Raw genomic sequence first — 24,452 nt, 5'->3', positions numbered from 1 at the left:
CCCCGGCGCGCCGCCGCCCCGGCGCGGGGGCCGCGCGGGGGGGGGCCCCCCCCGCCCCCCCCCCCCCCCGCGCCCCCCCCCCCCCCCCCCCCCCCCCCCCCCCCCCCCCCCCCCCCCCCCCCACCGATCACAGGCCGAGGGCCTCGTTCACGGCATCGGTGTTCGGGGCGACCGTCGCCTTCGGACCGACCTGGTCCTGCACGGCGTCCAGCGTCTTGAGGCCGTCGCCGGTGATGAGCAGCACCGTCTCCTGGTCCGGGTCGATCTGACCGGCCTCGATGAGCTTCTTCGCGGTCGCCACGGTGACGCCACCGGCGGTCTCGGCGAAGATCCCCTCGGTGCGGGCCAGCAGCCGGATGCCCGCGACGACCTCTTCGTCGGTGACGTCCTCGATGGCCCCGCCGGTGCGCCGGACCACGTCCAGCACGTACGGGCCGTCCGCGGGGGCGCCGATGGCCAGCGAACGCGCGATGGTGTCCGGCCGCACCGGCTGCACCACGTCGTGGTTCTGCTTGAACGCGCTGGCGACCGGCGAGCAGCCGTGGGCCTGCGCACCGAAGATCCGGTACGGGCTCTGCTCGACCAGGCCGGTCTGCCCGAGCTCGCGGAAGCCCTTGTCCACCTTGGTCAGCTGCGAGCCGGATGCGATGGGCACCACGATCTGCTCCGGCAGCCGCCAGCCGAGCTGCTCGGCGACCTCGAACCCGAGGGTCTTGGAACCCTCCGAGTAGTACGGCCGCACGTTGACGTTGACGAACGCCCAGTCCTCGTGCTCGGCGGCGAGCTCGGTCGCCAGCCGGTTCACGTCGTCGTAGTTGCCGTCCACCGCGAGCAGCGAGCCGTCGTAGACCGCGCTCATCAGGATCTTGGCCCGCTCCAGGTTGGACGGGACGAGGACCACCGAGTCCCAGCCGGCACGGGCGGCGGCAGCGGCGACGGCGTTGGCGAGGTTGCCGGTGGACGGGCAGGCCAGCACCTTGAACCCGAACTCGCGGGCGGCGGCCAGCGCGACGGCGACCACGCGGTCCTTGAACGAGTGCGTCGGGTTGCCGGTGTCGTCCTTGATCCAGATCCGCTTGACGCCGAGCGCCTTCGCGAGGTTGTCCGCGCGCACCAGCCTGGTACAGCCGGGCTCGGTGTTCGGGTGCTCCTCGACGTTCGTCGGCACCGGCAGCAGCTTCTTGTAGCGCCAGATGGAGCGGGGGCCTGCCTCGATGTCCTCGCGGCGGACGCGCCCGAAGTCGTAGGCGACCTCCAGCGGCGAGAAGTCCTCCAGGGACACGAACTCGGGAGCCAGGGGCTGGCGGTGGCCCTCTTCCTTCGACACCAGCTCGACGGCCGGACCGAGGTCGTAGGTCTTGCCGGTGGAGTTCGGGGCATGGGCGGCAGCGGTCATCGCGAGGTCCTTTCCTCATCTGTCCCGCGGGCGGGTCGGAGTTGGCACCAATTTCTTCGACTACCTCGCGAATGCCGCGAAAGGTCGAGATGGTTGCCGGGGCTTCATCGGGCCGTTCCCTCTGCCCCTCTGGATGAGCTATTCGGTTGTGGCTGCAACGTTACGGGAGGCCGCCGCGTCCTGGCCAGCACGGGGTCGGCGCACGGGAACGGCGGTGGTGTCGCAGGGTCGTGGGACGATGCCCCCATGAGTTCGCCGTCGGTGGTCTGCGATCCGCTGTACCTGATCCTCGGAGACGAGGAACTGCTGGTGGAGCGCGCTCTGTGGGAGGCGGTCGGCGCTGCCCGCGCCGCCGACCCGGAAACGGAGCTGCGCAGGATCAAGGTGAGTGAACTCACCCCGCCGGAGCTCGACGAGCTGCTGAGCCCCTCGCTGTTCGCCGAAGGGCGCGTGGTGGCGCTCGAAGCGGCCCAGGACGCGGGCAAGGAGATCGCCGAGGCGATCCTGTCGCACGCGCGGCAGCCCGCGGACGGCGTGGTGCTGGTGATCGTGCACAGCGGCGGTGGTCGCGGGAAGAACGCCAAGGAGCTGCCGAGCGCGTTGCGCAAGCTCAACGCCCGCGTCACCGAGTGCAACAAGATCACGAAGGGGCCGCAGCGGGAGGCGTTCGTCAAGGACGAGGTGCGGCGCGCGGGTGGCCGCATCGACGCCGCGGGTGTCGGCGCGCTGATCGAGACGGTCGGCTTCGACCTGCGCGAGCTGTCCTCCGCGGCCTCGCAGCTGGTGGCCGACACCGGCGGCAAGATCGACGAGTCGGAGGTGCGCCGCTACCACCGCGGCCGTGCCGAGGTGACCGGTTTCGTGGTGGCCGAGAAGGCCGTCACCGGTGATCTGGCCGGCGCGCTGGAGGCGCTGCGCTGGGCGTTGCAGCTCGGCGTGGCGCACGTGCTGATCGCGGACGCGCTGGCCGACTCGGTGCGCACCATCGGCCGGGTCGCCGCCTACGGCCGGGGGGACCCGTTCCGCCTCGCCGGAGACCTGGGCATGCCCGCGTGGAAGGTGAAGAAGGCGCAGGCGCAGGCCAGGGGCTGGAGCAGCGCCACCGTGGCCGAGGCGCTGCGCGCGGTCGCCGTGCTCAACGCGGACGTCAAGGGCATGGCCGCCGACGCGGACCACGCGCTGGAGCGCACGGTGCTGCGGCTGGTCGAGCTGCACTCCTCCCGGAACTGACCCGGCACACGCCACCAGGGCGACGATCGCCGCCGGTGCCCGGTGCCCGGTGCCGAGCGCCCGGAGTCGCCCGAGAGCCCGATCTCAGCGCCAACCCGCCAGACGCTTCGGCCCCGAACGCGAGGCGGGGCCCGTTCCCGTGGGAACGGACCCCGTCTCGGGCCGGTGCGCGTGCCGGACGAAGGTCCGGCCGCGCTCGGGCTCAGAGCTTGTTGACGGCCTGCGCCAGCGCCGACTTCTTGTTCGCGGCCTGGTTGGCGTGGATGACACCCTTGCCGGCGGCCTTGTCCAGGGTGCGCGAGGCGGCGCGCTGCAGCTCCAGGGCCTTGTCCTTGTCGCCGGCGGCAACGGCCTCGCGGAACTTGCGAATGGCGGTCTTGACCGAGGACTTCACCGACTTGTTGCGCAGGCGGTTGCGCTCGTTGGTCTTGATCCGCTTCATCTGAGACTTGATGTTGGCCACTGGGGCGCCTCTTTCCTCGTTCGGATTCAGTCGTGCCGCGCTGAATCGGCGCTGCCGCACCGGGGCCGAGGGCCCACGGCGTGCGCAGCTTTCCTCCCTGGCGGAATGCCGCACGGCACGGTCGACGATCCTAGCAACGGCGCTCGCAGCGACCCGCGTCGGCACCGGGTGCGAGGACGCTCACAAGCCGGGACTCGATCGGTGGTGGGCGGCATAGGCTCGCGCCCCGTGTTCACCGCATTGGGCTGGCCCGGCTTCGCCGACCTGACGCTGGCCGGCCTCGTCTTCCTGTGCTGCGCGGCGTTCCTGGCCGGCGCGCTGGACGCCATCGTCGGAGGCGGCGGCCTGATCCAGCTGCCAGCGATGCTGCTGCTGGTGCCAGGCGGCAACATCATCTACTCGCTCGGGACGAACAAGCTCGCCGCGGTCGCGGGCACCACGGCGGCCGCGTGGACCTACGCGAAGCGGACCCCGGTGCCGTGGCGCAGCGCGTTGCCGATGGCGGCCGTCGCCTTCCTTGGCGCCCTGGGTGGCGCCGTGTTCGCCGCGTCGCTGCCGCAGACGGTGCTGACCGTGGTGGTGCTGGTGGCCCTGGTCGGGGTCGGCATCTACACGTGGCGCAAACCAGACCTGGGGTCGGTCGCGGCGCCGCGCTTCGGGCCGGTCCAGCAGACCTGGGTGATGGTCGCGGGCGGCCTGGTGATCGGTTTCTACGACGGCATCGCGGGCCCGGGCACCGGCTCGTTCCTGGTCTTCCTGCTCGTGGGGCTGGTCGGCTTCGCGTTCGTGGGGGCCTCGGCCACCGCGAAGATCGTCAACGTGGCCACCAACCTCGGGGCGCTGCTGTTCTTCATCGCCGCAGGCAAGATCCTGTGGGGGTTGGCGCTGGTGATGGCGGTGAGCAACGCGAGCGGCAGCGTGCTGGGCGCGGCGCTGGCGTCCAGCCGCGGGTCGGTGTTCGTGCGGAAGGTCTTCCTCACCGTCGTCGTGGCGCTGGTGGCCAGCCTCGGCTGGAAGCTCGCATCCGGGCTGTGAGCCCGTTCCGGGACGATCAGTCAAGACTCCACGTCAGGCGTGATGTGAGATCGAGAACACCGGCGGGTCGCGGGAATGATCCCGCCCGGGGTGTGGTTGTATGAGTCGGCCGATTTTTGTGTTCGTGTTCGACACGCTCGCGAAAGTTGCGGGCGCGACTCTGTCCTGAGCGCAAGCTGGAGAGTTCGCCGTCTGGACTAGGCCCCGGTGCTCGCGCGGTGCGAGCACCGGTTACTCATCAGCTGTGAGGAGACAGAGATGGCACAGGGCACTGTGAAGTGGTTCAACTCCGAGAAGGGCTTCGGCTTCATCTCCCCCGACGGTGGCGGCCCGGACGTCTTCGTCCACTACTCGGCCATCGAGGGCAACGGCTTCCGCACCCTCGAGGAGAACCAGACCGTGACCTTCGAGATCACCCAGGGCCAGAAGGGCCCGCAGGCCAGCGGCGTTCGCGCGGTCTGAGTGCGGTGATCCGCTTCGGCGGGCCCTCCACCTTCGAGGTGGGGGCCCGCCGTTTTTTCGGCCCTGGGCGGGGTGGCGCGGTACAACGGGAGCCATGGACGTCGTCAACAGCCGCACGATCTTGCACCCGCGCGACCCGGAGGGCTCGCTGCGCTTCTACCGAGACGTGCTCGGGCTGGCGATCTCCCGCGAGTTCCCGGGTGGCACGGTGTTCTTCCTCGGGCAGGGGTTCCTGGAGATCTCCGGTCGCGGCGAGCACGGCCCCAGCCCCGACCAGGTGCTGTGGATGCAGGTGCGGGACCTGCGCGCCGAGTTCGACCGGCTCGCCGAGCTGGGAGTCACCGTGGAGGCCGAACCGGCCCGGCAGCCGTGGGGTCTGGACGAGGCGTGGATCGTCGACCCGGACGGCACGCGGATCGTGCTCGTCGAGGTGCCGGCGGACCATCCGATCCGCGCCGACCAGCGGCCGCGCTGAGCCACCCCCGGAGTTGGGCACCGGCGGCCGGTCGCCGCGTGGGACGATGTGGGTTGCACGCGCGCCCCGCGAGGACCCCGAGATCCCAAGGAACACCGAGTGAGCAGCTTCGCCGACACCACCTTCACGGACCCGGAGCGCATCCGGAACTTCTGCATCATCGCGCACATCGACCACGGCAAGTCGACGCTGGCCGACCGGATGTTGCAGCTCACCGGGGTGTTGGGCGAGCGGGCGTACCGGGCGCAGTACCTCGACCGGATGGACATCGAGCGGGAACGCGGCATCACGATCAAGGCGCAGAACGTGCGGTTGCCCTGGGCCGTGGACGGCGTCGACCACGTGCTGCACATGATCGACACCCCGGGGCACGTCGACTTCACCTACGAGGTCAGCCGCTCGCTGGCCGCCTGCGAAGGCGCGATCCTGCTGGTCGACGCCGCGCAGGGCATCGAGGCGCAGACCTTGGCGAACCTGTACCTGGCGATGGAGCACGACCTCCAGATCATCCCGGTGCTGAACAAGATCGACCTGCCCGCGGCGGAGCCGGACAAGTACGCGGCCGAGCTGGCGCACATCATCGGCTGCGAGCCCACCGACGTGCTGCGGGTGTCGGCGAAGACCGGTGAGGGCGTCGGCGAGGTCCTCGACGAGGTGGTCCGCCAGATCCCCGCCCCGCAGGGCGTGCACGACTCGCCGCCTCGCGCGATGATCTTCGACTCGGTGTACGACACCTACCGCGGCGTGGTGACCTACATCCGCGTCGTCGACGGCAAGATCACGCCGCGGCAGCGGATCCGGATGATGTCGACCGACGCGACGCACGAGCTGCTCGAAGTCGGCATCATCTCGCCGGACCCGAAGCCCTCCGCCGGGCTCGGCGTCGGCGAGGTCGGCTACCTGATCACCGGGGTGAAGGACGTCCGCCAGTCCAAGGTCGGCGACACGGTGACCGCGGAGCGCAAGGGCGCGACCGAGGCGCTCGGTGGCTACCGCGAACCGAAGCCGATGGTCTACTCCGGGCTGTACCCGGTGGACGGCTCGGACTACCCGATCCTGCGCGAGGCGCTGGACAAGCTGCAGCTCAACGACGCCGCGCTGACCTACGAGCCGGAGACCTCGGGCGCGCTGGGCTTCGGCTTCCGCTGCGGTTTCCTCGGCCTGCTGCACCTGGAGATCACCCGGGACCGGCTGGAGCGCGAGTTCGGCTTGAACCTGATCTCGACGGCGCCCAACGTCGTCTACCAGGTGAAGCTCGAAGAGGGCGAGGACATCGAGGTCACGAACCCGTCCGACTGGCCGGAAGCCAAGATCGGCGAGATCCACGAGCCGATCGCGAAGTGCACCGTGATCGCCCCGTCCGAGTTCGTCGGCACCATCATGGAGCTGTGCCAGAGCAGGCGCGGCCGCCTCGAAGGCATGGACTACCTCTCGGAGAGCCGGGTCGAGCTGCGCTACACGCTGCCGCTCGCCGAGATCGTCTTCGACTTCTTCGACCACCTCAAGTCCCGCACGCGCGGCTACGCGTCGATGGACTACGAGGAGGCGGGCACGCAGAGCTCGCAGCTGGTCAAGGTGGACATCCTGCTGCAGGGCGAACCGGTGGACGCGTTCAGCGCCATCGTGCACAAGGACTCCGCCTACTCCTACGGCACCAAGATGACCTCGAAGCTGCGCGAGCTCATCCCGCGTCAGCAGTTCGAGGTGCCGATCCAGGCCGCGATCGGTTCGCGGGTGATCGCCCGCGAGACGATCCGCGCCATCCGCAAGGACGTGCTCGCCAAGTGCTACGGCGGTGACATCAGCCGGAAGCGCAAGCTGCTGGAGAAGCAGAAGGAGGGCAAGAAGCGGATGAAGACCATCGGGCGGGTCGAGGTCCCGCAGGAGGCCTTCGTCGCGGCGCTGTCCACCGACGAGTCGGCCGGGAAGGACGACAAGTCCAAGTCCAAGAAGTGACGCGTCCGCGGTGGAGCTCCGCTCCGCGGTGGTGCGGACGGCGGGGTCGGTTCGCCGTACCCATAGCCGCCGGCTATGGCGCGCATCGCGAATCGGTCTGCCCTCCGCCGCGGACCTCCGCCACCTGCGGTGATCTTGTGCGGATGTGGTCCGGGACTCGCTGACCAGCGGCGTCCGGCCCGTGGGAACCCTTGCTCGCGGCGGTTCGCCGACTAGCATTCGAGCCGCACCGCGGGGACGCGGAAACCGTTGCGCCGCTTGCGGTTTCGCCGTCTCCCGTGCTCGTCCGCCGCACCGCACAGGAGGTCGCACATGGGAGCATCCGACGTATCGCGTGAACACCTGCCGATCCCGGACGCCCCGCCCACCGCCGTCACCGCGCTCGACGCGCGCGACCAGAACCCGGCCTTCACCCCCGCTCAGCCGCTGAACGCCCCTGCGGGCGCGCCGAACGTCGTGCTGGTGCTCATCGACGACATGGGTTTCGGTGCGTCCAGTTCGTTCGGCGGACCGTGCGAGATGCCCACCGCGCAGCGGCTCGCCGACGGCGGCCTGCGCTACTCCCGGTTCCACGTCACCGCGATCTGCTCGCCGACGCGCCAGGCGCTGCTGACCGGCCGCAACCACCACTCGGTGGGCATGGGCGTCACCACCGAGATGTCCAGCGCGGCCCCCGGCTACTGCGGCATCCGGCCGCGCAGCGCAGCCACGCTCGGTCAGGTGCTCAACGGCAACGGCTACAACACGGCCGCGTTCGGCAAGTGGCACCAGACCCCGGCGCGGGACGTGAGCCCGGCCGGCCCGTTCGACCGCTGGCCCACCGGCGAGGGCTTCGAGAAGTTCTACGGCTTCTTGTGCGCCGAGATGAACCACTGGTACCCGGTGCTGTTCGACGGCACCAACCCCGTGGAACCGGACCGTCGGCCCGAGGACGGCTACCACCTGTCCGAGGACCTGGTGGACCAGGCCATCGACTGGGTGCGCACCCGGCACACGTTGAAGCCGGACACCCCGTTCTTCACCTACCTGCCGTTCGGCGCGACGCACGCGCCGTACCACGTGCCGCAGGAGTACCGGGACAAGTACCGCGGCAAGTTCGACCACGGCTGGGACCGGCAGCGCGAGATCACCCTGGAGCGGCAGAAGGCGCTCGGCGTGGTTCCGCCGGACACCGAACTCGCCCCGTGGGCCGAGGGCGTGCCGCACTGGGACGAGCTGTCCGCGGAGGAGCAGCGCGCGGCGGCCTCGTTGATGGAGCTCTACGCCGGGTTCGCGGAGCACACCGACGACCAGGTGGGTCGGCTCGTCGACGCGCTGGAGGAGACGGGCGAACTCGACAACACGATCTTCATCTACATCCTCGGGGACAACGGCGCCTCGGCAGAGGGCGGGCTCGGCGGCACGTTGAACGAGCACCGGTTCGCCACCGGGATCCCCGACAGCGCCGAGTTCATCAACGCGAACCGCGACGCGCTCGGTGACGCCACGACCCACGCGCACTATCCGGTCGGCTGGGCGCTGGCGATGAACACCCCGTACCAGTGGACGAAGCAGGTCGCCTCGCACCTCGGCGGCACCCGGGACGGCATGATCGTGCACTGGCCGCGCGGGATCGAGGAACGCGGCGGCATCCGGGACCAGTGGCACCACGTGATCGACGTGGTGCCGACGATCCTGGAAGCGGCGGGCATCCCGCACCCGACTTCGGTGCAGGGCGTTCCGCAGCAGCCGATCGAAGGCACCAGCATGCTCTACAGCTTCAACGACGCCGACGCACCGGACCGCCATCGCGTGCAGTACTTCGAGATGGTCGGCAACCGCGGCATCTACCACGACGGCTGGATGGCCGTGACCAGGCACGGCACCCCGTGGGAGATGGTGCAGGACGGCACCCGCCGGTCCTTCGACGACGACCGCTGGGAGCTCTACGACACCAACGTGGACTGGAGCCAGGCGCACGACATCGCCGCCGAACACCCGGGGAAGCTCCGCGAGCTGCAGCAGCTGTTCCTGGTGGAGGCGGCCAAGCACCAGGTGTTCCCGCTGGACGACCGGATGACCGAGCGGGAGAACCCGAAGGAGGCCGGTCGGCTGGACCTGTTCGGCGACCGCCGCACGATCACCTTCCACGCCGGCGCGAAGCGCCTCACCGAGGAGACCGCGCCGAACATCAAGAACCGCTCGTACGTGATCACCGCGCGCGTGGAGGTACCCGAAGGCGGGGCCGAAGGCGTGGTCGTGGCGCAGGGCGGCCGGTTCGGCGGGTGGTCGTTGTACTTCCACGAGGGTCGCCCGAGCTACGCGTACAACTACTTCGGCACCGACATCTACAAGATCAGCGGCCGAGGGCTGGAGCCGGGCGAGCACGAGGTGCGCCTCGAGTTCTCCTACGACGGCGGCGGTGTCGGCAAGGGTGGTCGTGCGGTGCTGTCCGCGGACGGCACCGAGGTCGCCGAGGGTCGGGTGGACGCGACGATCCCGTACTACTTCGCCTTCGACGAGACCTTCGACGTCGGGGTGGACCGGGCGTCCCCGGTGGTGGACGACTACGCACCGGTGGACAACGCGTTCACCGGGCGCCTGCGATCGGTGCGGTTCGACCTCGGTGACGACCTGGCCAGCGACGCGGCGGACGACGAGGCGCGGGAGCGGTTCCGCGCCGCCCACGACTGAGCGGGTTCCCGGCCCGGCCCGGCGGTGCTGCCGTGGGGCGGGGCGTTCCCGCTGGTCGCCTGCTCCGCGGTGGTTACGGTGAGCGGAGGAGGGGAGGCCGTCGTGGAGCGTCGTGAGGTGGAGTACTTCCTGGCCATCGCCGAGCACGGCAGCTTCACCGGTGCGGCGAAGTCGCTGCGCGTCGCGCAACCGTCGTTGTCGACCGCGATCGGGCAGCTGGAGAACCGGCTCGGCGGCAAGCTGTTCCACCGGCTGCCGCACGGTGTCCGGCTCACCGCGGCGGGGGAGGCGTTGCTGGAACCGGCCCGCCAGGTGATGCGGGACCTGAGCACGGCGCAGGATTCCGTGCGGCAGGTGCTCGGGCTGGCGTCGGGGCGGCTGGACATCGTCGCGCAGACGACGCTCGCGGTCGACCCGCTGGCCCGGTTGATCGGTGAGTTCCTCCGGCACTTCCCGCAGGTCGACGTGCGGGTGTTCGACCAGGAGCTGGGCAAGACCGCGACCGGCAGCGTCCGGGCCGGGCAGTGCGAGCTCGGCGTGGTCGATGCCAGCACCGACCCGGAGGGCATGGCCGAGGCCGTGCTGCCGGGTCGGCAGATCTACGCGGTGCTGCCGCCGGGGGAGCCGGGCCAGAAGCGGATCGGGTTGTCCGAGCTGGCGGCGCGGGACTTCGTCGCGACTCCGGAGGGCACTGCGACGCGCGCGGTCATCGAGGACGTGGTCGCCGCCAGCGGGCTCCGCGCGAAAGTGTCGGTGGAGACCGCGCACCTCGCGATGGTCGTCCCGCTCGTGCTGGCCGGCGCGGGCGTCACCCTGCTGCCGGAGTCGATGGCGGTGGGCGCGGCCAAGGAGGGCGCCACGGTGCTCCCGCTGCGGCCGAAGGTGGTCCGCAGCAGCCGGTTGCTCTGGCGTCCGGGTCCGCTGTCGCCCGCCGCGTCCCGGTTCGTCGATCTCGCGACGAGTTCGGCGCGGCCGCGGGAGAAGCGCGTCCGGTAGCGCGGCGGAGCGGGGCGAACGGGCGTGGTCCGGAATCGTTCGGTTCGGCATCGTTGACCCTCAAGTCGGTCGAAGCTCGATGATGGCGTGGTGTCCAGTTCTGAAGTGATGTCCATCGGTTTCTTCGCCCAGCGCACCGGCCTGACGGCCAGCGCGTTGCGCTTCTACGCCGACTCCGGGTTCCTCGTTCCGGCGCGGGTCGACGCGGGCTCCGGTTATCGGTTCTACGAGCAACGTCAGGTGGAGCGGGCCGTGCTGCTGCGGCGGTAGCGCGAGATCGGCATGCCGCTCGCCGCGGTCGGGGACGTGCTCGACGCGGATGCCGAGCGCGCGGCGCACCTGGTGGAGGAACACGTGCGGAAGGTCGTGGGCGCTGCCGCGACCGAACAGCACCAGGCTGCGGCCATCACCGCGTCGTGGGCGGACGAGCCGCCGTCGGAGCCGATCGCGGTGAGCGGCCCGGTGTTCGCCGCCGCGGTCGAGCAGGTGCTGTCCGCGACCACCCGGGAGTCGGAGATCCCCGTGCTCAACGGGGTGCTCTTCGAGTGCGGCCCGGAGGCGGTGACGGTGACCACCACCGACCGGTACCGGTTGGCGACTCGAACCCTGCTCCCGGTGGAGCGGGGGACGGGCGGTTGGTCGGCCACGGTGCACGCGGACGACCTGCGGTCCGCCCTGCCCGGCGTGCACCGGAGCCATCGGGTGTCGATCGCGTTGGCGCGCAACGGTGTCCGGGTGGTGCTGGACGGGTCGGTGGTGCAGCACTGCCGACAGCTCGCCGAACCGTTCCCGGACCACCGGGCGATGCTCGAGGCGTTGCCCGCCGTCACCACCCGCGTCGCGGTGGAGAAGGTCGATCTCTTCCGCGCGCTGGAGGCGAGTTCCGCCGCCGAACCGTCACTGGCCGTCCGGCAGGACGGCCTCACCGTGACCGGGGATTCCGGGGTTGGGTCGCCGGTGCCGGCTCAGGTCACGGGTCCCGATCTCGACGTCCGGTTCCAGCTGACCACGCTCTACCCCGCGGTGAGCACCGCGATCGGCGCCGACCTGCTGCTCGACCTCCGCGGTGCCGAGCAGCCGGCCACCGTCCGCTCCGCCGATCACGGCGATCTCACCACGCTGGCGATGCCGATCCCGGCGCGGCCCCGGACCTGATCCCCGCCGGCCACCGGCGGAAACCGGGACGGATCAGTGCGATTCGAGGAAGGCGTACACGTCGGCCTCGTCCACCCCGGGGAAGGTCCCCGATGGCAGTGCGGAGAGCACGTGCGAGTGGGCCCGCGCTGATGGCCACACCATGCCCTGCCACCGGTTCGAGAGCTCTGTCGGTGGGCGCTGGCAGCACTCACCGTTCGGGCAGCGCGACTTCGAGTGGTTCGTCGTCTCGCGACCCCGGAACCAGCGGGATTCCGTGTAGGGCACTCCGAGGGTGATGGCGAAGTCGCGCCCCCGGTTGGGGTCGACGTGCGCCACGCACCAGTGGGTGGCGCCGGGCTTGTCGGTGTACTGGTAGTGCGTCGAGTAGCGATCCGGCGAAGCGAACACCATCCGCCCGGCCCAGTGCCGGCACATCCGCTGGCCCTCGATGGCGCCGGCCGGATCGGTGGGGAACACCAGTCCGTCGTTCTCGTAGGCCTTGTAGATGATCCCGGTCTCGTCATTGCGGACGAAGTGGCAGACCAGGTCCAGGTACTGGGTCGCGAGGTTGGTGAACCGGTGTGCTGCCATCTCGTAGGACACCGAGAACACGTCCCGCAGGTCCTCCACCGCCAGGTCGCGGTCCGCCTTGGCCTGCTTGAGATAGCCGACCGCGGCCTGCTCCGGCATCAGCACGGCGGCGGCGAAGTAGTTCGCCTCGACCCGCTGGCGCAGGAAGTCCGCGAAGTCCCGCGGCTGGCTGTGCCCGAGGGTGAGGTGCCCGAGGGTCTGCAGCAGGATCGTGCGCGGGCTGTGCATGCCGAGCGATTCGCGGCGCAGGAAGATCCGGCTGTGCCGCATGTCGGTGATCGAGCGGACCGATCGCGGCAGGTCGGTGACGAACCGCAGCCCGTAGCCCATGTGCGTGGCGATGGACTGGATGACGCCCTCGGACAGCGCGCCGCCGTGGTATCCGACCCGCTCCAGGATGCCGGAGGCGGCCTTCTCGATCTCCGGGAAGTAGTTGCCGTGCTCGCGCATCATCTGCCGCAGCTCGGCGTTCGCCTTGCGCGCTTCCTCCGGCGTGGCGACCTGCTTGGTCTCCCGCCGCTTGAGCTCGTCGTAGAGCGCGAGCACGTGCTCCAACGCCTCGGTCGGCACCCGCTTGCCCACCTTCAGCGGTGGCACGTCCAGCCGCTGGTAGAGCGGGTCGAGCTGGGCCTGCTCGACGGCGATCTCGAGCTCCGCGCGGCGGTTCGGCGGTTTTTTCGACAGCAGTTCGTCCACCGAGCTGCCCAGGGCGTCGGCGAGCGCGCGCAGCAACGAGAGCTTCGGCTCCCGGTGCCCGTTCTCCAGCAGGGACAGCTGAGATGGCGCGCGGCCGACGCGTTCGCCCAGCTCAACCAGGGTGAGCCCGGCGGCGCGGCGCAGGTGGCGCAATCTCTGACCGAAGACCAGGAGGTCTTGGTCGGTGGAAAAATTGCGGTCTTCTTCGGGGGCGAACTCGGCCATGGCGTTGATGCTAGCAGAAAAAGGGCCGAAATTTCCTTGGATTTCTTCGCTGAACGGGGTGGTTCTGCGGCAAGACTGGGTCCAGCAACGCCGCAACGAACATCCCGGAAGGGGAAGACCATGAGCCTCCAGCCCGGAAGCCGCCAGCAGGCGATCAAGGCCGCCGAGGAACTCCAGCGCGAGTGGGACACCGACCCCCGCTGGAAGGGCATCGAGCGCACCCACACCGCCGCCGACGTCGTCCGGCTGCGCGGCTCGGTGCAGGAGGAGCACACCCTGGCCCGGCTCGGCGCCGAGCGGCTGTGGAACCTGCTGCACGAGACGGACTACATCAACTCGCTGGGGGCCCTCACCGGCAACCAGGCGGTCCAGCAGGTCCGCGCCGGTCTGAAGGCCATCTACCTGTCCGGCTGGCAGGTCGCCGCGGACGCCAACCTGGCGGGCGAGACCTACCCGGACCAGAGCCTCTACCCGGCGAACTCGGTCCCGCAGGTGGTCCGCCGGATCAACAACGCCCTCAAGCGCGCCGACCAGATCAGCTGGTCCGAGGCGCTGGACCCGGAGACGGCGGAGACCGAGTCGGAGCCGACGCACTGGCTGGCCCCGATCGTCGCGGACGCCGAGGCGGGCTTCGGCGGCGTGCTCAACGCCTACGAGCTGATGAAGGGCATGATCCAGGCGGGCGCCGCGGGCGTGCACTGGGAGGACCAGCTGGCCTCCGAGAAGAAGTGCGGCCACCTGGGCGGCAAGGTCCTCATCCCCACCAGCCAGCACGTCAAGACGCTGAACGCCGCGCGGCTCGCCGCCGACGTCGCGGGCGTGCCCTCGCTGGTCGTCGCCCGCACCGACGCGCAGGCCGCGACGCTGCTGACCAGCGACATCGACGAGCGCGACCAGAAGTTCGTGACCGGTGAGCGCACCTCCGAGGGCTTCTACAAGGTCACCAACGGGATCGAGCCCTGCATCACCCGCGGTCTGGCCTACGCGCCGCACGCGGACCTGATCTGGATGGAGACCTCGAAGCCGGACCTGGAGGTCGCCAAGCAGTTCGCCGAGGCGATCAAGGCCAAGTACCCGGACCAGATGCTGGCCTACAACTGCTCGCCGTCGTTCAACTGGCGGAAGAACCTGGACGACAGCACCATCGCCAAGTTCCAGCGCGAGCTCGGCCACATGGGCTACAAGTTCCAGTTCATCACGCTGGCCGGTTTCCACGCCCTGAACTACGGCATGTTCGACCTGGCCAAGGGCTACGCGGCGGACGGCATGACGTCCTACGTGGACCTGCAGGAGCGCGAGTTCGCCGCGGAGGCGCAGGGCTACACGGCCACCCGCCACCAGCGCGAGGCGGGCACCGGCTACTTCGACCTGATCAGCACGGCGGTCAGCCCGGACTCGTCGACCACCGCGCTGGCCGGCTCGACCGAGGCCGCGCAGTTCTGATCGCGACCTGATCCGGTGCCGAGGCGCCGGACGGGCGGGGAGCGGCGGTTCCGGTCCGCGGCGGCCGGAACCGCGTTCCCCACCCGGCAGCACGGCTGAGCGCTCGTCGCGGGAGCGCTCATCTCAGACGCACCAGCGGCCCTGTGGCGGGGTGTGCGTGATCGCAATGGTGCGAGTGGGCGGGAGTCCCCGAACGGCCCCCCCCCCCCACTGCGTTTTCACACCTTCCGGTGAGCGCTGTATCAGAACGGCGGGTTGACCCCTCTTCATCGCAGACCGGTTCCGGTGGCGCTCGTGCCGCCGGAGCGCAGCGACGAGCGGGAAGAGGTGGCGATCATGCGGATCGAGACGGGGGCGGGACGGCCGTTCAGCGTGCACGACCTGGACGGTTCCCCGGAGGACGGCCGCAGGTACGAGCTGGTCGACGGCGAGCTGATGGTGAGCGCGCTGCCCGGCTGGCCGCACCAGGCGGCGGTGGTGGAGCTGGCCTCGCAGCTGCACATCGCCTGCACCGCGGAGTACCGGGTGCTGCCCGCGCCGTTCGCGGTGCGCCCGGACCCGTTCACCGAGCTGCGGCCGGACGTCCTGGTGGCCCGCCACGACGACCTGACGCTGCGGAACCTGCCCACCGCCCCGGTGCTGGCGGTCGAGGTGGTCTCGGCGAGCAGCAGGATCAAGGACTCGACGTTGAAGAAGGCGGTCTACGCGCGGTTGGGCGCTCGGTTCTTCTGGCTGGTGGACCCGGACCTGGAGGAGCCGTCGATCACCGCGTGGGAGCTGGTGGGCGGGTCCGGGTACCAGCGGATCGCCCGCGCGCGCGAGGACGAGGTGTTCGAGGTGCAGCAGCCGTTCCCGATCAAGTTGACCCCCGCCGACCTGGTGGCGGGGTTGCGACCATGAGGACCGGCGCCCGGGGGGCTCGCGGGGCCCGGCCGCCCACGCGCCGGGCGGCCGGGCACCGGGTCAGGCCGCCAGGCCCAGCGCGTCCAGCGCTGCGCCCAGCGAGGACAGCGTGGCGGCCACGGTCGTGTCCAGGGCTTCGGCGATCGGGGTGAGCTCCGCGGCGTTCGCGGGCAGCGCCAGCCCGACCATCAGCGCGGGCACCGCAATCGCGGCGAACGCGATGCGGCGGACGTGCGAGCGGGGCTCGGCGGCGGTGGTCTGTTCGGCGGTCGTGTTCATGAGGATCACCCGTTCTCGTGCTCGATCGCTTGCTGTGCCAAGAGATTCGCCGCCGGGGTGGCCGCGGGCAAGGTCGTTCACAGCTCGTTTTCGCGTTCGGTACACGCCCGGCGCACTCGTGGCGCGGGTCGCAGACCTTCGGTGGTGGCGCGGGAACGCCTCGATCCGAGACCACCCGGATTCCCGGGCCGGACGGCCGGAATGCGAACAGGTGGGAGGGGTGTGATCCGTCCGACCCGGCGGAGCGCGCCACTCGCGCGTGATCTGGGCCGTCACTAGGGTCCGGGACATGATCGAGCAGCGGAACGCACCGGTGATCGCGGCGCCGATGGCGGGCGGGATCTCCACGCCCGAACTGGTGGCCGCGGTCGGCGGCGCGGGCGGATTCGGCTTCCTGGCCGCGGGCTACCTCGCAGAAGACGACCTGGCAGGGCAGATCCGGCGGGTGCGCGAGCTCAGCTCGGAACCCTTCGGCGTGAACCTGTTCGTGCCCGGCCCGCGGCGGGACCTGGACCTGGCGGAGTACCGGGAGCGGGTGGCGGCCGAGGCCGAGCGCTACGGAGTGCAGGCCGGGTCCGGTCACTGGGACGACGACCTGTACCAGGCCAAGGTGGAGCTGGTGATCGACGAACGGGTTCCGGTGGTGTCGTTCACCTTCGGGCGCCCGGAGAGGTCCACAGTGGACCGGTTGCACGAGGCCGGCGCGCAGGTGGTCTGCACCGTCACGACACCGGACGAGGCGCGGCTGGCCGCCGAGGTCGGGGTCGACCTGTTGTGCGTGCAGGGCTCCGAAGCGGGTGGGCACCGCGGCGTGTTCGAGGACGATCCGGACTCGCCCGCGGGCGGGGAGCCGTACGGGCTGCTGGGCGCGCTGCGCACGATCTCCGGGGTGGTCGACCTGCCGCTGGTCGGCGCTGGGGGTGTCGTGACGGGCGCAGATCTGGCGGCGGTGCTCTCGGCCGGCGCGGTGGCCGCGCAGCTCGGCACCGCATTCCTGGTGTCGGCGGAAGCGGGCACCGCGCCGACCCAGCGCGCCGAGCTCGCGGCGGGCACCAGGAGCACCGCGATCACCCGGGCGTTCAGCGGGCGTCCGGCGCGGGGTCTGGTCAACCGCTTCCTGCGGGAGCACGGGCCGCACGCCCCGGCCGCCTACCCGCAGCTGCACCACCTGACCAAGCCGGTGCGCGGCGCGGCCGGGCGCGCCGACGACCCGGAGGCGATGTCGCTGTGGGCGGGGCAGACCTACGCGCAGGTGACACCGCGGCCCGCCGCCGAACTCGTCCGCGAACTCGTCGAGCAGGCTCGGACCGCGCTCGATGCCGCGGGTGCCCGCCTGCGCTGAACTGCCCGGTCCGCTCGGCCGTGTGGCGGAAAACCTCGTGCGCCGGAGCCGGGGACGAACATAGGTTGACCGGGTGGGCCATGTGCAGTCAGTGAACATCGCGGTCCTGCGGACCGGCGAGTGGACGGGCCGGATGGGCAGCACCGGCATCGACAAGCGACCGGTGCCGGGGCCGGTGCGGTTCACCGGGAGCGGTGTGCACGGCGACGCCGTGGTGGACCGCAAGCACCACGGCGCCTGGTACCAGGCGGCCTACGCCTTCGACGTCGAGGACCTGCGGTTCTGGTCTGCGGAACTGGGCAGGGAACTGGTGCCCGGCAACGCGGGGGAGAACCTGAGCCTGGTCGGCTGCGACGCGAGCACCGCCCTGGTGGGGGAGCGCTGGCGGATCGGCGGTGCGGTGCTGCGGGTGACCGCACCGCGCGACCCGTGCCGGGTGTTCGCGGGGTTCTGGGAGGTCAAGGGCCTGGTGAAGCGGTTCGCCGCGGTCGGTCGCCCCGGCGCCTACCTGGCGGTGGAGCAGCCGGGGGAGATCACCGCGGGAGATCCGGTCGACGTGCTCAGCAGGCCGGAGCACGCGGTGACCGTCGCCGACGTGCTCGCGCTGAACCTGGGCGACCGGGACCGCCGCGAGCACGTGGTCGCGGCCGCCGCCGACCTGCCGGAGAAGTTGCGGGTCAAGCTCGGGCTCGCCGAGCTCACCGGTCCGGAAGGCATTCGATGACGCCGTGACCGTCGTCGAGCCTGGTGACGGAGGCGATGAACAGCCCGGCCGCGCCGACGATGCGCCCGGTGCGGTCGAGGCGCGCATCCGGCCACCGACGTAGACCATCAGCCGCAGGTCCATCTCGGTGAACTCGCCGTCCTGGTCCGGCAGGAGTTCGATGATGAGCACGCTGCCCTCCCGGCCGTCCGCGCCGGCGGCCTCGGCGCACCGGCCGAGCAGCCGCACCGCGTCCGCGTCCTCCCAATCCCCGAGGACGTCGCACAGCACGTAAGCGTCGGCGCCCGGCGGTAGCGGGTCGAAGAAGTCGCCGACGACGACCTCGGCGCGATCGCGCACCCCACGCGACTCCAGGTACCCCTCCGCGGTTCCGGCGGGGCCGGCCAGGTCCACCAGCGTCCCGAGCAGATCCGGGTGCCGTTCCAGGAGTTCGGCGAGCAGCACGCCCTTGCCACCGCCCACGTCGGTCACCCGCCCGAACCGCTCCCAGGGGACCGCCGCGGCGATGGCCGGGGCCAGCTCGTCGGACTTGGTCTCCATCAGGTCGTCGAAGGAGTCCGACAGCTGCGGGTCGTGCGCGAGGTCCTCCCGGAAGGAGCGGCCGAACGCGGCGGGATACGCGGCGTGGTGGCCGCGGACCTGCTCGACGAGTTCCACGAAGGCCAGGTCGGCGCGGCCGACGGCGCCGTCCAGATCGAGCCATTCGCGGCTGCCGCCCGGGGCGTCGGCCTGGAGGGCGCGGGAGGCCTCGTTGGGGCCGAAGACGTCCGGTTCCGGTTCGGTGAACAACCCGCGCCGCACCAGGTACCGCAGCACCCTGCCGAGCGGATCGGCCTCGGCTCCGGACCGCTTCGCGATCTCGTCGAGCGGGAGCTCGCCGTCCTGGACGATGTCGGCCAGGCGCAGCGTGGCGGCGGTGCGCACGGCGAAGGGCGTGACCAGGTCGGCCATCGCCCAGACGTCCACCGGCTCTGGAGCCATGCGGGGAGGATAGGCGCAGCGGCGGTCACCGGCAGGGGCGGTGCGCGGGGAACGCGCCCCTCAGTCCCGCAGCACCGCCACGATCCGCTCGGCGGTCTCCTGCATGTGTTCGCGCACGACTTCGCGGGCCCGGGTGGAGTCGCCCGCTTCGATGGCGTCGACGATCGGCGAGTGCCGCTGCCAGGCCATGTTCCGCACCGCCAGCTCCGGGCCGGAGCGCACGATGGTGGCGCGGGTCAGCCCGGAGATGTGCTGCCAGGACTGCACGAGCGCGGCGTTGCCGGTGAGCTCGCACATCCGCTGGTGGAAGGCGAGGTCCGCCTCGACCAGCGCGGCCATGTCCTGGCCGAGGTCGCGCAGCCGGTCGACGGCCGCGCGCAGTTCGCCGACGATCGCGGCGCGGTCGTCGGCGCCGCACAGCGTCTCCACGGCCAGCGATTCGAGGGCGGCGCGCACCGCGAAGATGTCCCGGACCTCGGCGCCGCTGAGCGCTCGCACCAGCAGCTTGCCGCGTTCGTCGGCGACGACGAGCCCTTCCTGCACGAGGTGGCGGAGGGCTTCGCGCAGGGTCCCGCGGGAAACGGAGAGCGCTTCGCTGAGCTCGGTCTCGATCAGCCGCCTGCCGGGTTCGAGTTGCCCGCTGCTGATCGCCTCGCGCAGCTTGCGCAGCGACTGCTCGCGCAGGGTCTGCCGGTCGACGCCGCCGAGCGCCGGAACATCCAGGGACACCAGTGGATCGCCTCTCTGCTCGCTGACCCGCACATCGTAGTCCACGGCCGGGTCGGCGAATAACGGTCGACTGTTGACAGTCGACTCGACGCGTCGTTAACTGTGCGCTACCTGACGCACGAAGGAGTGAGGCAGATGCCGGAGCTGGGCTGTTCGACGATCTCGTTCCGGCGGCTGCCGGTGGCCGAGGCGCTCGCGACCATCCGCGAACTCGGCTTCGACGGCATCGACCTCGGCGGCCTGCCCGGCGTGTGCGACCACATCCCCACCCCGCTGACCGGGCCCGTGGACGACCTCGTGGAGCTCGTGCGGGGTTCCGGGCTGCGCAACTGGGCGATCAACGTCGACCCCGGCCCGCTCAACGATCCGCGGCTCGACGAGCGGGACCTGCTCACCGCCGGGCGGGGGCTCGTGGAGCTCGCAGCCGAGCTGGACGCGGCGGTCATCGTGCCCTGCGGCGCGCAGCAGCGGGAGCCGTTCGCGGACGAGCGGACCGACCTCGACCGGATCGCACGCGGCCTGCGCTCGCTCGGCGACCTCGCGGCGGAGCACGGGGTGCGGCTGCTGGTCGAAGGGCTGCACCACTTCCGCTTCTGCCACACCGCGGACCGCGCGGCCGCGCTGCTGGAGCGAGTTCCCGCCGAGTCGGCCGGGTTCGTGTTCGACGTCAGCCACGTGGTGGCGGGCGGTTTCGACGAGGTCGCGTTCGCCGGGGACTTCGCCGAGCGCATCGAGCACGTGCACCTGCGCGACGCCGAGCCCGGTGACATCAACCTCAGCATCGGCCGCGGCCGCGCCGACTTCGCCGGGGTGGTCCGGGCGCTGCGGAAGGCCGGCTACGGCGGCCGGTACGTGCTGGAACTCGAAACGCACGACGTGCGCGAGCAGGAACGCCCCGCCGCGGCCGCCGCCGCGAAAGACGCGATCACCGCGCTGCTCTGACCGCGGCACCGAGCCACCACGCGGCGGGCGCCCGGCAACGACTCGTGGCACCCCGTCCCGATCCGCCGCAACGCGCGGCAACCCATCTCCACCTGCGACACCCCGCCGCACGCGCGGCACCCACGACTCGCGGCACCGGCCCCGGCGCCGCACCGGACCGAACTCAGGAGGACCCGCATGTCCGACACCGCCCGCACCGCCCTGATCACCGGAGCCGGCTCGGAGCGCGGCATCGGCCGGGAGACCGCCCGCAGGCTCGCCGCCGCCGGTTTCGACATCGCCGTGCTGGACCTCGACGGTGCCGCCGCCGAGGCCACGGCCTCGCTGGTCGCGGCCGAGCACGGCGTGCGCGCCCTGGGCGTGCGGGCCGACGTCACCGACCAGGACTCGGTGGACGCCGCGGTCACCGCCGTCGAGAACTCGGAGCTGCCCCCGATCGCCGCGCTGGTCAACAACGCGGGCATCACCCGGCCGACCCGCTTCCTGGACATCGCGCCCGCCGAGTGGGACCTGGTGTTCAAGGTCAACGTCACCGGCACGTACCTGGTGACCCAGCGGGTGCTGCCCGGCCTGGTCGAGCGGGGCTACGGCCGCATCGTCAACGTGTCCTCGGTCAGCGCGCAGCGCGGCGGCGGCGTGTTCGGCGGCTCGCACTACTCCGCGGCGAAGGCCGCCGTGCTCGGGCTCACCAGGGCGCTGGCCAGGGAGGTCGGGCCGAACGGGGTGGTCGTCAACGCCGTCACGCCCGGGCTGATCGACACCGACATCACCGGGGGCCTGCTCACCGGGGAGCGCAAGGAGGAGCTGATCGCCGACGTGCCGGTGGGCCGCAACGGCCGGACCGGCGACGTCGCCGCGACGATCGCGTTCCTGGCCGGGGAGGACGTCGGCTACATCACCGGCGCCACCTTCGACATCAACGGTGGCTCGCACATCAACTGACGCGTCCCGGACCGACCCGCCGCGACGTGCGGGGACGTGCTCGTGGAAGCTCACGTCCCGCCCGCGGCACCGCCTCAACGACGAGGATCACGGAGCGAACATGGCCCCCTCCCTCCTGCTGCTGCACACGACGATCGCGGTCGTCGGCATCGTCGCCCTGATCGTCGGGGCGCGGCTCAACCCGGTCATCGTGCTGGTGCTCGGCTCGCTGTACCTGGGGCTGGCCACCGGCCTCGGGTTCGAGGGCACGGCGAAGGCCGTCACGGACGGCTTCGGCGGTCTGATGGCGGAGGTCGGCCTGATCATCGGGTTCGGCGTGCTGCTCGGATCGCTGCTGTCGGCGACGGGGACGTTGCAGCGCATCGTCGAGCTGTTCCTGAAGGCGTTCGGGAAGTCCCGGTCGCCGTACGCGCTGGGCCTGTCCTCCGGTGTCGTGTTCCCGGCGATCTACTTCGACGTGGCGCTGGTGATGCTTGCGCCGATCGCCCGCTCGGTGGCGGCGCGCACCGGGGCGAGCGTGGCCGCCGTCGGCGGTTCGCTGGCGATCGGCCTGGAGGTGGGCCTGCTGATGGTGCTGCCGGGAGCGGCGGCGCTGGCGGTCAGCGGCTCGCTCGGCGTCGGGTTGGGCGCGATGTTGGTGTGCGGCATCGGGATCGGGGTGCTCGCGATCATCATCTCGGTGTTCCTGCACGGCAGGTTGATGCGCCGCACCTGGGACCCGGCCAAGGACGAGGCGTCGGCCGGGGACGGGTTCCAGGGCATGGACGTGGCCCCGGAGGAATCGCCGCGCCGCACCCTGCCGCTGGTCGTGCTGGTGCTGCCGGTGCTGGTGCCGCTGGCGCTGATCGTGCTGGGCACGGTGACGGAGACGGCGGGCGCGGCGATCGGCTGGATCTCGTTCCTGGCGGATCCGGTGGTGGCGCTGCTGATCGGTCTGCTGATCGGGTGCGCGCTGACCGCGTGGACGCTGTCCCGCGATGCCGTGGAGCGGGCGCTGACGAGGGGTGCGTCCACGAGCGGCACGATCCTGCTGTTCACCGGCGTGGCGGGGTCGCTCGGCGAGGTGATCAGCAGGACCGGCGTGGGCGACGTGGTCTCCGGGATGTTCCACGCGGGCAGCGCTTCGCCGCTGCTGCTGGCGTGGCTGGTGGCGGCGCTGCTGCGGCTGGCGCAGGGTTCGGGTTCGGTCGCGGCGATCACGGCGGCGACCCTGCTGGCGCCGGTGGTGGGCGGTCTGGACACCCCTGCGGTGCTGGTGGCGCTGGCCGCGGCGGCGGGGGCGAGCTTCGGCGGGCACGTCAGCGACAACACCTTCTGGATGTTCCGCACCATGCTGGGCCTGTCCACCCGCGGCGCGTTCCAGGTGTACACGGTCGCGCAGTCGATCATGTCGGTGGTGGCGCTGCTGCTGGTGCTGGCCGCGGATCTGGTGCTGTGAGGCGGGAAGGTCATCCGGCGCGGCGGTGTCCGCGCACCGCACCCTGGTAGCCGGCGCGGGAGCGCCCGCCGGTGATCCAGTGAGGGAACGATGACGCGCTTGTTCGACGACCCGGCCTCGTTCGCCGAGGACGCGCTCGCCGGGTTCTGCGATCTGCACGTGGACCAGGTGCGCCGGGTCGAGGGCGGCGTGGTGCGGGCGGTGCCCGCGGACGAGGGCAAGGTGGCGGTGGTCGTCGGCGGCGGAGCCGGGCACTACCCGGCGTTCTTCGGCTTGGTCGGGCCGGGTTTCGCCGATGGTGCCGTGGTGGGCGGCGTGTTCGCCCCGCCGTCGCCGCGGGCGGTGCTGTCGGTCGCCCGCGCGGTGCACTGCGGTGCCGGGGTGCTGTTCGTCCTCGGCAACTACGCGGGAGACGGTGCCGGGTTCGGTGCCGCGCAGGAGCGGTTGCGGCTGGACGGCATCGACTGCCGCACCACGGTGGTCACCGACGACGTGGCCTCGGCGCCCGCCGGGCTGAGGTCGGCGCGGCGGGGGATCGCGGGTGCGTTCGCGGTGTTCAAGGTGGCGGGCGCGGCCGCGGAGGAGGGGCTGGCGCTCGACGAGGTGGAGCGGGCCGCGCGGCTGGCCGACGACCGCACCCGCAGCTTGGGCGTCGCCTTCGAGGGCTGCACCTTGCCCGGCGGGCGCGAGCCGCTGTTCGAGGTGCCGGCCGGGAAGATGGGCCTGGGGCTGGGCATCCACGGCGAGCCCGGTTCCTCCGAGTTGGACCTCCCGTCGGCCGACCGGCTCGCGGAACTCCTGGTGGACGGTCTGCTGGCCGAGGCCCCGGCCGATGCCGGTTCCCGGGTCGGCGTCCTGCTCAACGGGCTGGGCAGCACCGGTCGTGAGGAGCTGTTCGTGCTGTGGAACGACGTGGCGCGGCGGCTGCGCGGCGCCGGGATGGAACCGGTGGAGCCGGAGGCCGGGGAACTGGTGACGAGCCTGGACATGGCGGGCGTCTCGCTCACGCTGAGCTGGCTGGACGCGGAGCTGGAGCGGTTCTGGCGCGCCTCCGCCGACACGCCCGCGTACGGCAAGCGCGTCCGCCGCCGGGTCCCGGCCCCTCCGGCCCCCTCGGCGGTGCTCGAACGGCTCGTCCGCGGGGCCGAGTACCCCGGCACCGGCGCGCATTCGCGGGAGACCGCGGCGGCCCTGGTGGCGGTGTTCGGCGCGGAGCGCCGGGCCGTCGAGGAGCACGCCGCGGAGCTGGGCCGGGTCGACGCGGTGGTCGCGGACGGCGGGCACGGTCGCGGCATGGTGCGCGGGACCGCGGCCGCGCACGAGGCGGCGGCGCTGGCGGTGCGGGCCGGTGCGGGGGTGCGGTCGACGTTGGCGCGGGCGGGCAGCGCCTGGGC

The 24,452-nt window shown here is 71.7% G+C and carries 22 protein-coding genes, 1 pseudogene and 1 riboswitch; of the genes and pseudogenes, 17 read left to right on the top strand and 6 right to left on the bottom strand.

Translation table 11 applies throughout. From position 1 onward, the window contains the following. Window positions 1-127: 127 nt before the first annotated feature. Complete coding sequence (gene thrC / locus LCD33_RS23190; RefSeq protein WP_224978268.1) at window positions 128-1,396, bottom strand: threonine synthase; 1,269 nt, start codon at window positions 1,394-1,396, stop codon at window positions 128-130. 12 nt (window positions 1,397-1,408) lie between these two features. Continuing rightward, window positions 1,409-1,536: riboswitch (SAM riboswitch) on the bottom strand. Window positions 1,537-1,642: 106 nt separating this feature from the next. Here thrC and holA point away from each other — a divergent pair. After that, complete coding sequence (gene holA / locus LCD33_RS23185) at window positions 1,643-2,626, top strand: DNA polymerase III subunit delta (RefSeq protein WP_224960364.1); 984 nt, start codon at window positions 1,643-1,645, stop codon at window positions 2,624-2,626. A gap of 202 nt (window positions 2,627-2,828) precedes the next feature. On the opposite strand, the gene rpsT is transcribed toward holA, so the two are convergent. Next, window positions 2,829-3,089, bottom strand: coding sequence for a 30S ribosomal protein S20 (rpsT, locus tag LCD33_RS23180; protein ID WP_224960363.1), 261 nt, complete (start codon window positions 3,087-3,089; stop codon window positions 2,829-2,831). A gap of 228 nt (window positions 3,090-3,317) precedes the next feature. On the opposite strand from rpsT, the gene LCD33_RS23175 reads away from it, so the two are divergent. From LCD33_RS23175 to LCD33_RS23140, 8 genes are all read left to right on the top strand, one after another. After that, a complete protein-coding gene (locus tag LCD33_RS23175) occupies window positions 3,318-4,124 on the top strand; it encodes a TSUP family transporter (RefSeq protein WP_224978267.1) in 807 nt (268 codons plus the stop codon). 258 nt (window positions 4,125-4,382) lie between these two features. After that, a complete protein-coding gene (locus LCD33_RS23170; RefSeq protein WP_224960361.1) occupies window positions 4,383-4,586 on the top strand; it encodes a cold-shock protein in 204 nt (67 codons plus the stop codon). Between the two features lie 94 nt (window positions 4,587-4,680). Then, window positions 4,681-5,061 (top strand): VOC family protein, encoded by a 381-nt coding sequence (locus LCD33_RS23165; protein WP_224960360.1) that lies wholly within the window; start codon window positions 4,681-4,683, stop codon window positions 5,059-5,061. 99 nt (window positions 5,062-5,160) lie between these two features. Beyond that, window positions 5,161-7,017, top strand: coding sequence for a translation elongation factor 4 (lepA, locus tag LCD33_RS23160; protein WP_224960359.1), 1,857 nt, complete (start codon window positions 5,161-5,163; stop codon window positions 7,015-7,017). A 312-nt stretch (window positions 7,018-7,329) separates the two neighbouring features. Beyond that, complete coding sequence (locus tag LCD33_RS23155) at window positions 7,330-9,690, top strand: arylsulfatase (RefSeq protein WP_224960358.1); 2,361 nt, start codon at window positions 7,330-7,332, stop codon at window positions 9,688-9,690. Window positions 9,691-9,768: 78 nt separating this feature from the next. Next, complete coding sequence (locus tag LCD33_RS23150) at window positions 9,769-10,686, top strand: LysR family transcriptional regulator (RefSeq protein WP_224960357.1); 918 nt, start codon at window positions 9,769-9,771, stop codon at window positions 10,684-10,686. A gap of 90 nt (window positions 10,687-10,776) precedes the next feature. Continuing rightward, window positions 10,777-10,956: a MerR family transcriptional regulator gene (locus LCD33_RS23145; protein WP_224978266.1), complete on the top strand. Its 180-nt coding sequence runs from the start codon at window positions 10,777-10,779 to the stop codon at window positions 10,954-10,956. Between the two features lie 12 nt (window positions 10,957-10,968). Beyond that, window positions 10,969-11,841 (top strand): hypothetical protein, encoded by an 873-nt coding sequence (locus LCD33_RS23140; protein WP_224967926.1) that lies wholly within the window; start codon window positions 10,969-10,971, stop codon window positions 11,839-11,841. A gap of 33 nt (window positions 11,842-11,874) precedes the next feature. Here LCD33_RS23140 and LCD33_RS23135 read toward each other — a convergent pair whose 3' ends face one another. After that, a complete protein-coding gene (locus tag LCD33_RS23135) occupies window positions 11,875-13,335 on the bottom strand; it encodes an XRE family transcriptional regulator (RefSeq protein ID WP_224960355.1) in 1,461 nt (486 codons plus the stop codon). Between the two features lie 120 nt (window positions 13,336-13,455). On the opposite strand from LCD33_RS23135, the gene aceA reads away from it, so the two are divergent. Together aceA and LCD33_RS23125 are read left to right on the top strand one after the other, a co-directional pair. After that, complete coding sequence (gene aceA / locus LCD33_RS23130) at window positions 13,456-14,778, top strand: isocitrate lyase (RefSeq protein ID WP_224960354.1); 1,323 nt, start codon at window positions 13,456-13,458, stop codon at window positions 14,776-14,778. A 285-nt stretch (window positions 14,779-15,063) separates the two neighbouring features. Then, entirely contained in the window at window positions 15,064-15,678 is a 615-nt protein-coding gene (locus LCD33_RS23125; RefSeq protein WP_224960353.1) for a Uma2 family endonuclease, read from the top strand. A gap of 63 nt (window positions 15,679-15,741) precedes the next feature. Here the strand turns inward: LCD33_RS23125 and LCD33_RS23120 are convergent, their stop codons facing one another. After that, window positions 15,742-15,960 (bottom strand): hypothetical protein, encoded by a 219-nt coding sequence (locus LCD33_RS23120; RefSeq protein ID WP_224960352.1) that lies wholly within the window; start codon window positions 15,958-15,960, stop codon window positions 15,742-15,744. A gap of 289 nt (window positions 15,961-16,249) precedes the next feature. On the opposite strand from LCD33_RS23120, the gene LCD33_RS23115 reads away from it, so the two are divergent. Both LCD33_RS23115 and LCD33_RS23110 read left to right on the top strand, forming a co-directional pair. Beyond that, a complete protein-coding gene (locus LCD33_RS23115) occupies window positions 16,250-17,302 on the top strand; it encodes a nitronate monooxygenase (RefSeq protein ID WP_224967930.1) in 1,053 nt (350 codons plus the stop codon). A 133-nt stretch (window positions 17,303-17,435) separates the two neighbouring features. Then, on the top strand, window positions 17,436-18,026 hold the full coding sequence (locus tag LCD33_RS23110) for an MOSC domain-containing protein (RefSeq protein WP_224978269.1): 591 nt from the start codon (window positions 17,436-17,438) through the stop codon (window positions 18,024-18,026). A gap of 135 nt (window positions 18,027-18,161) precedes the next feature. On the opposite strand, the pseudogene LCD33_RS23105 reads toward LCD33_RS23110, so the two are convergent. Further along, a pseudogene (locus tag LCD33_RS23105) lies at window positions 18,162-18,977 on the bottom strand (methyltransferase); the annotation flags it as partial. 90 nt (window positions 18,978-19,067) lie between these two features. Continuing rightward, window positions 19,068-19,736 carry a GntR family transcriptional regulator gene (locus LCD33_RS23100; protein WP_224967933.1) on the bottom strand — a complete coding sequence of 223 codons (669 nt, stop codon included), beginning with the start codon at window positions 19,734-19,736 and terminating at the stop codon, window positions 19,068-19,070. Window positions 19,737-19,871: 135 nt separating this feature from the next. Here LCD33_RS23100 and LCD33_RS23095 point away from each other — a divergent pair, with 135 nt between their 5' ends. The 4 genes from LCD33_RS23095 to LCD33_RS23080 all read left to right on the top strand — a co-directional run. Beyond that, the gene (locus tag LCD33_RS23095) at window positions 19,872-20,678 is read left to right on the top strand and encodes a sugar phosphate isomerase/epimerase (protein ID WP_224967935.1); all 807 of its coding nucleotides are present in this window, start codon (window positions 19,872-19,874) and stop codon (window positions 20,676-20,678) included. Window positions 20,679-20,855: 177 nt separating this feature from the next. After that, the gene (locus LCD33_RS23090; RefSeq protein ID WP_224960342.1) at window positions 20,856-21,620 is read left to right on the top strand and encodes an SDR family NAD(P)-dependent oxidoreductase; all 765 of its coding nucleotides are present in this window, start codon (window positions 20,856-20,858) and stop codon (window positions 21,618-21,620) included. 100 nt (window positions 21,621-21,720) lie between these two features. Beyond that, window positions 21,721-23,058, top strand: a complete 1,338-nt coding sequence (locus LCD33_RS23085) for a GntP family permease (RefSeq protein WP_224960341.1) — start codon at window positions 21,721-21,723, stop codon at window positions 23,056-23,058. Window positions 23,059-23,148: 90 nt separating this feature from the next. Further along, the coding region (locus tag LCD33_RS23080; protein WP_224978265.1) for a dihydroxyacetone kinase family protein at window positions 23,149-24,452 on the top strand (1,304 nt) is incomplete at its 3' end.

This window comes from Saccharopolyspora sp. 7B (genome assembly GCF_020177435.1).
In the GTDB taxonomy this organism is placed as follows: domain Bacteria; phylum Actinomycetota; class Actinomycetes; order Mycobacteriales; family Pseudonocardiaceae; genus Saccharopolyspora_C; species Saccharopolyspora_C gregorii.
The sequence above is the reverse complement of the archived record's forward strand: the minus strand, read 5'-3'. Positions and strand labels throughout refer to the sequence as shown.

What these genes read in the sequence shown, in the direction of transcription:
- thrC (WP_224978268.1), bottom strand. Translation starts at nt 1,396, where the DNA reads ATGACCGCTGCCGCCCATGCCCCGAACTCCACCGGCAAGACCTACGAC.
- holA (WP_224960364.1), top strand. Translation starts at nt 1,643, where the DNA reads ATGAGTTCGCCGTCGGTGGTCTGCGATCCGCTGTACCTGATCCTCGGA.
- LCD33_RS23170 (WP_224960361.1), top strand. Translation starts at nt 4,383, where the DNA reads ATGGCACAGGGCACTGTGAAGTGGTTCAACTCCGAGAAGGGCTTCGGC.
- LCD33_RS23165 (WP_224960360.1), top strand. Translation starts at nt 4,681, where the DNA reads ATGGACGTCGTCAACAGCCGCACGATCTTGCACCCGCGCGACCCGGAG.
- LCD33_RS23155 (WP_224960358.1), top strand. Translation starts at nt 7,330, where the DNA reads ATGGGAGCATCCGACGTATCGCGTGAACACCTGCCGATCCCGGACGCC.
- LCD33_RS23140 (WP_224967926.1), top strand. Translation starts at nt 10,969, where the DNA reads ATGCCGCTCGCCGCGGTCGGGGACGTGCTCGACGCGGATGCCGAGCGC.
- LCD33_RS23135 (WP_224960355.1), bottom strand. Translation starts at nt 13,335, where the DNA reads ATGGCCGAGTTCGCCCCCGAAGAAGACCGCAATTTTTCCACCGACCAA.
- aceA (WP_224960354.1), top strand. Translation starts at nt 13,456, where the DNA reads ATGAGCCTCCAGCCCGGAAGCCGCCAGCAGGCGATCAAGGCCGCCGAG.
- LCD33_RS23120 (WP_224960352.1), bottom strand. Translation starts at nt 15,960, where the DNA reads ATGAACACGACCGCCGAACAGACCACCGCCGCCGAGCCCCGCTCGCAC.
- LCD33_RS23115 (WP_224967930.1), top strand. Translation starts at nt 16,250, where the DNA reads ATGATCGAGCAGCGGAACGCACCGGTGATCGCGGCGCCGATGGCGGGC.
- LCD33_RS23110 (WP_224978269.1), top strand. Translation starts at nt 17,436, where the DNA reads ATGGGCAGCACCGGCATCGACAAGCGACCGGTGCCGGGGCCGGTGCGG.
- LCD33_RS23095 (WP_224967935.1), top strand. Translation starts at nt 19,872, where the DNA reads ATGCCGGAGCTGGGCTGTTCGACGATCTCGTTCCGGCGGCTGCCGGTG.
- LCD33_RS23090 (WP_224960342.1), top strand. Translation starts at nt 20,856, where the DNA reads ATGTCCGACACCGCCCGCACCGCCCTGATCACCGGAGCCGGCTCGGAG.
- LCD33_RS23085 (WP_224960341.1), top strand. Translation starts at nt 21,721, where the DNA reads ATGGCCCCCTCCCTCCTGCTGCTGCACACGACGATCGCGGTCGTCGGC.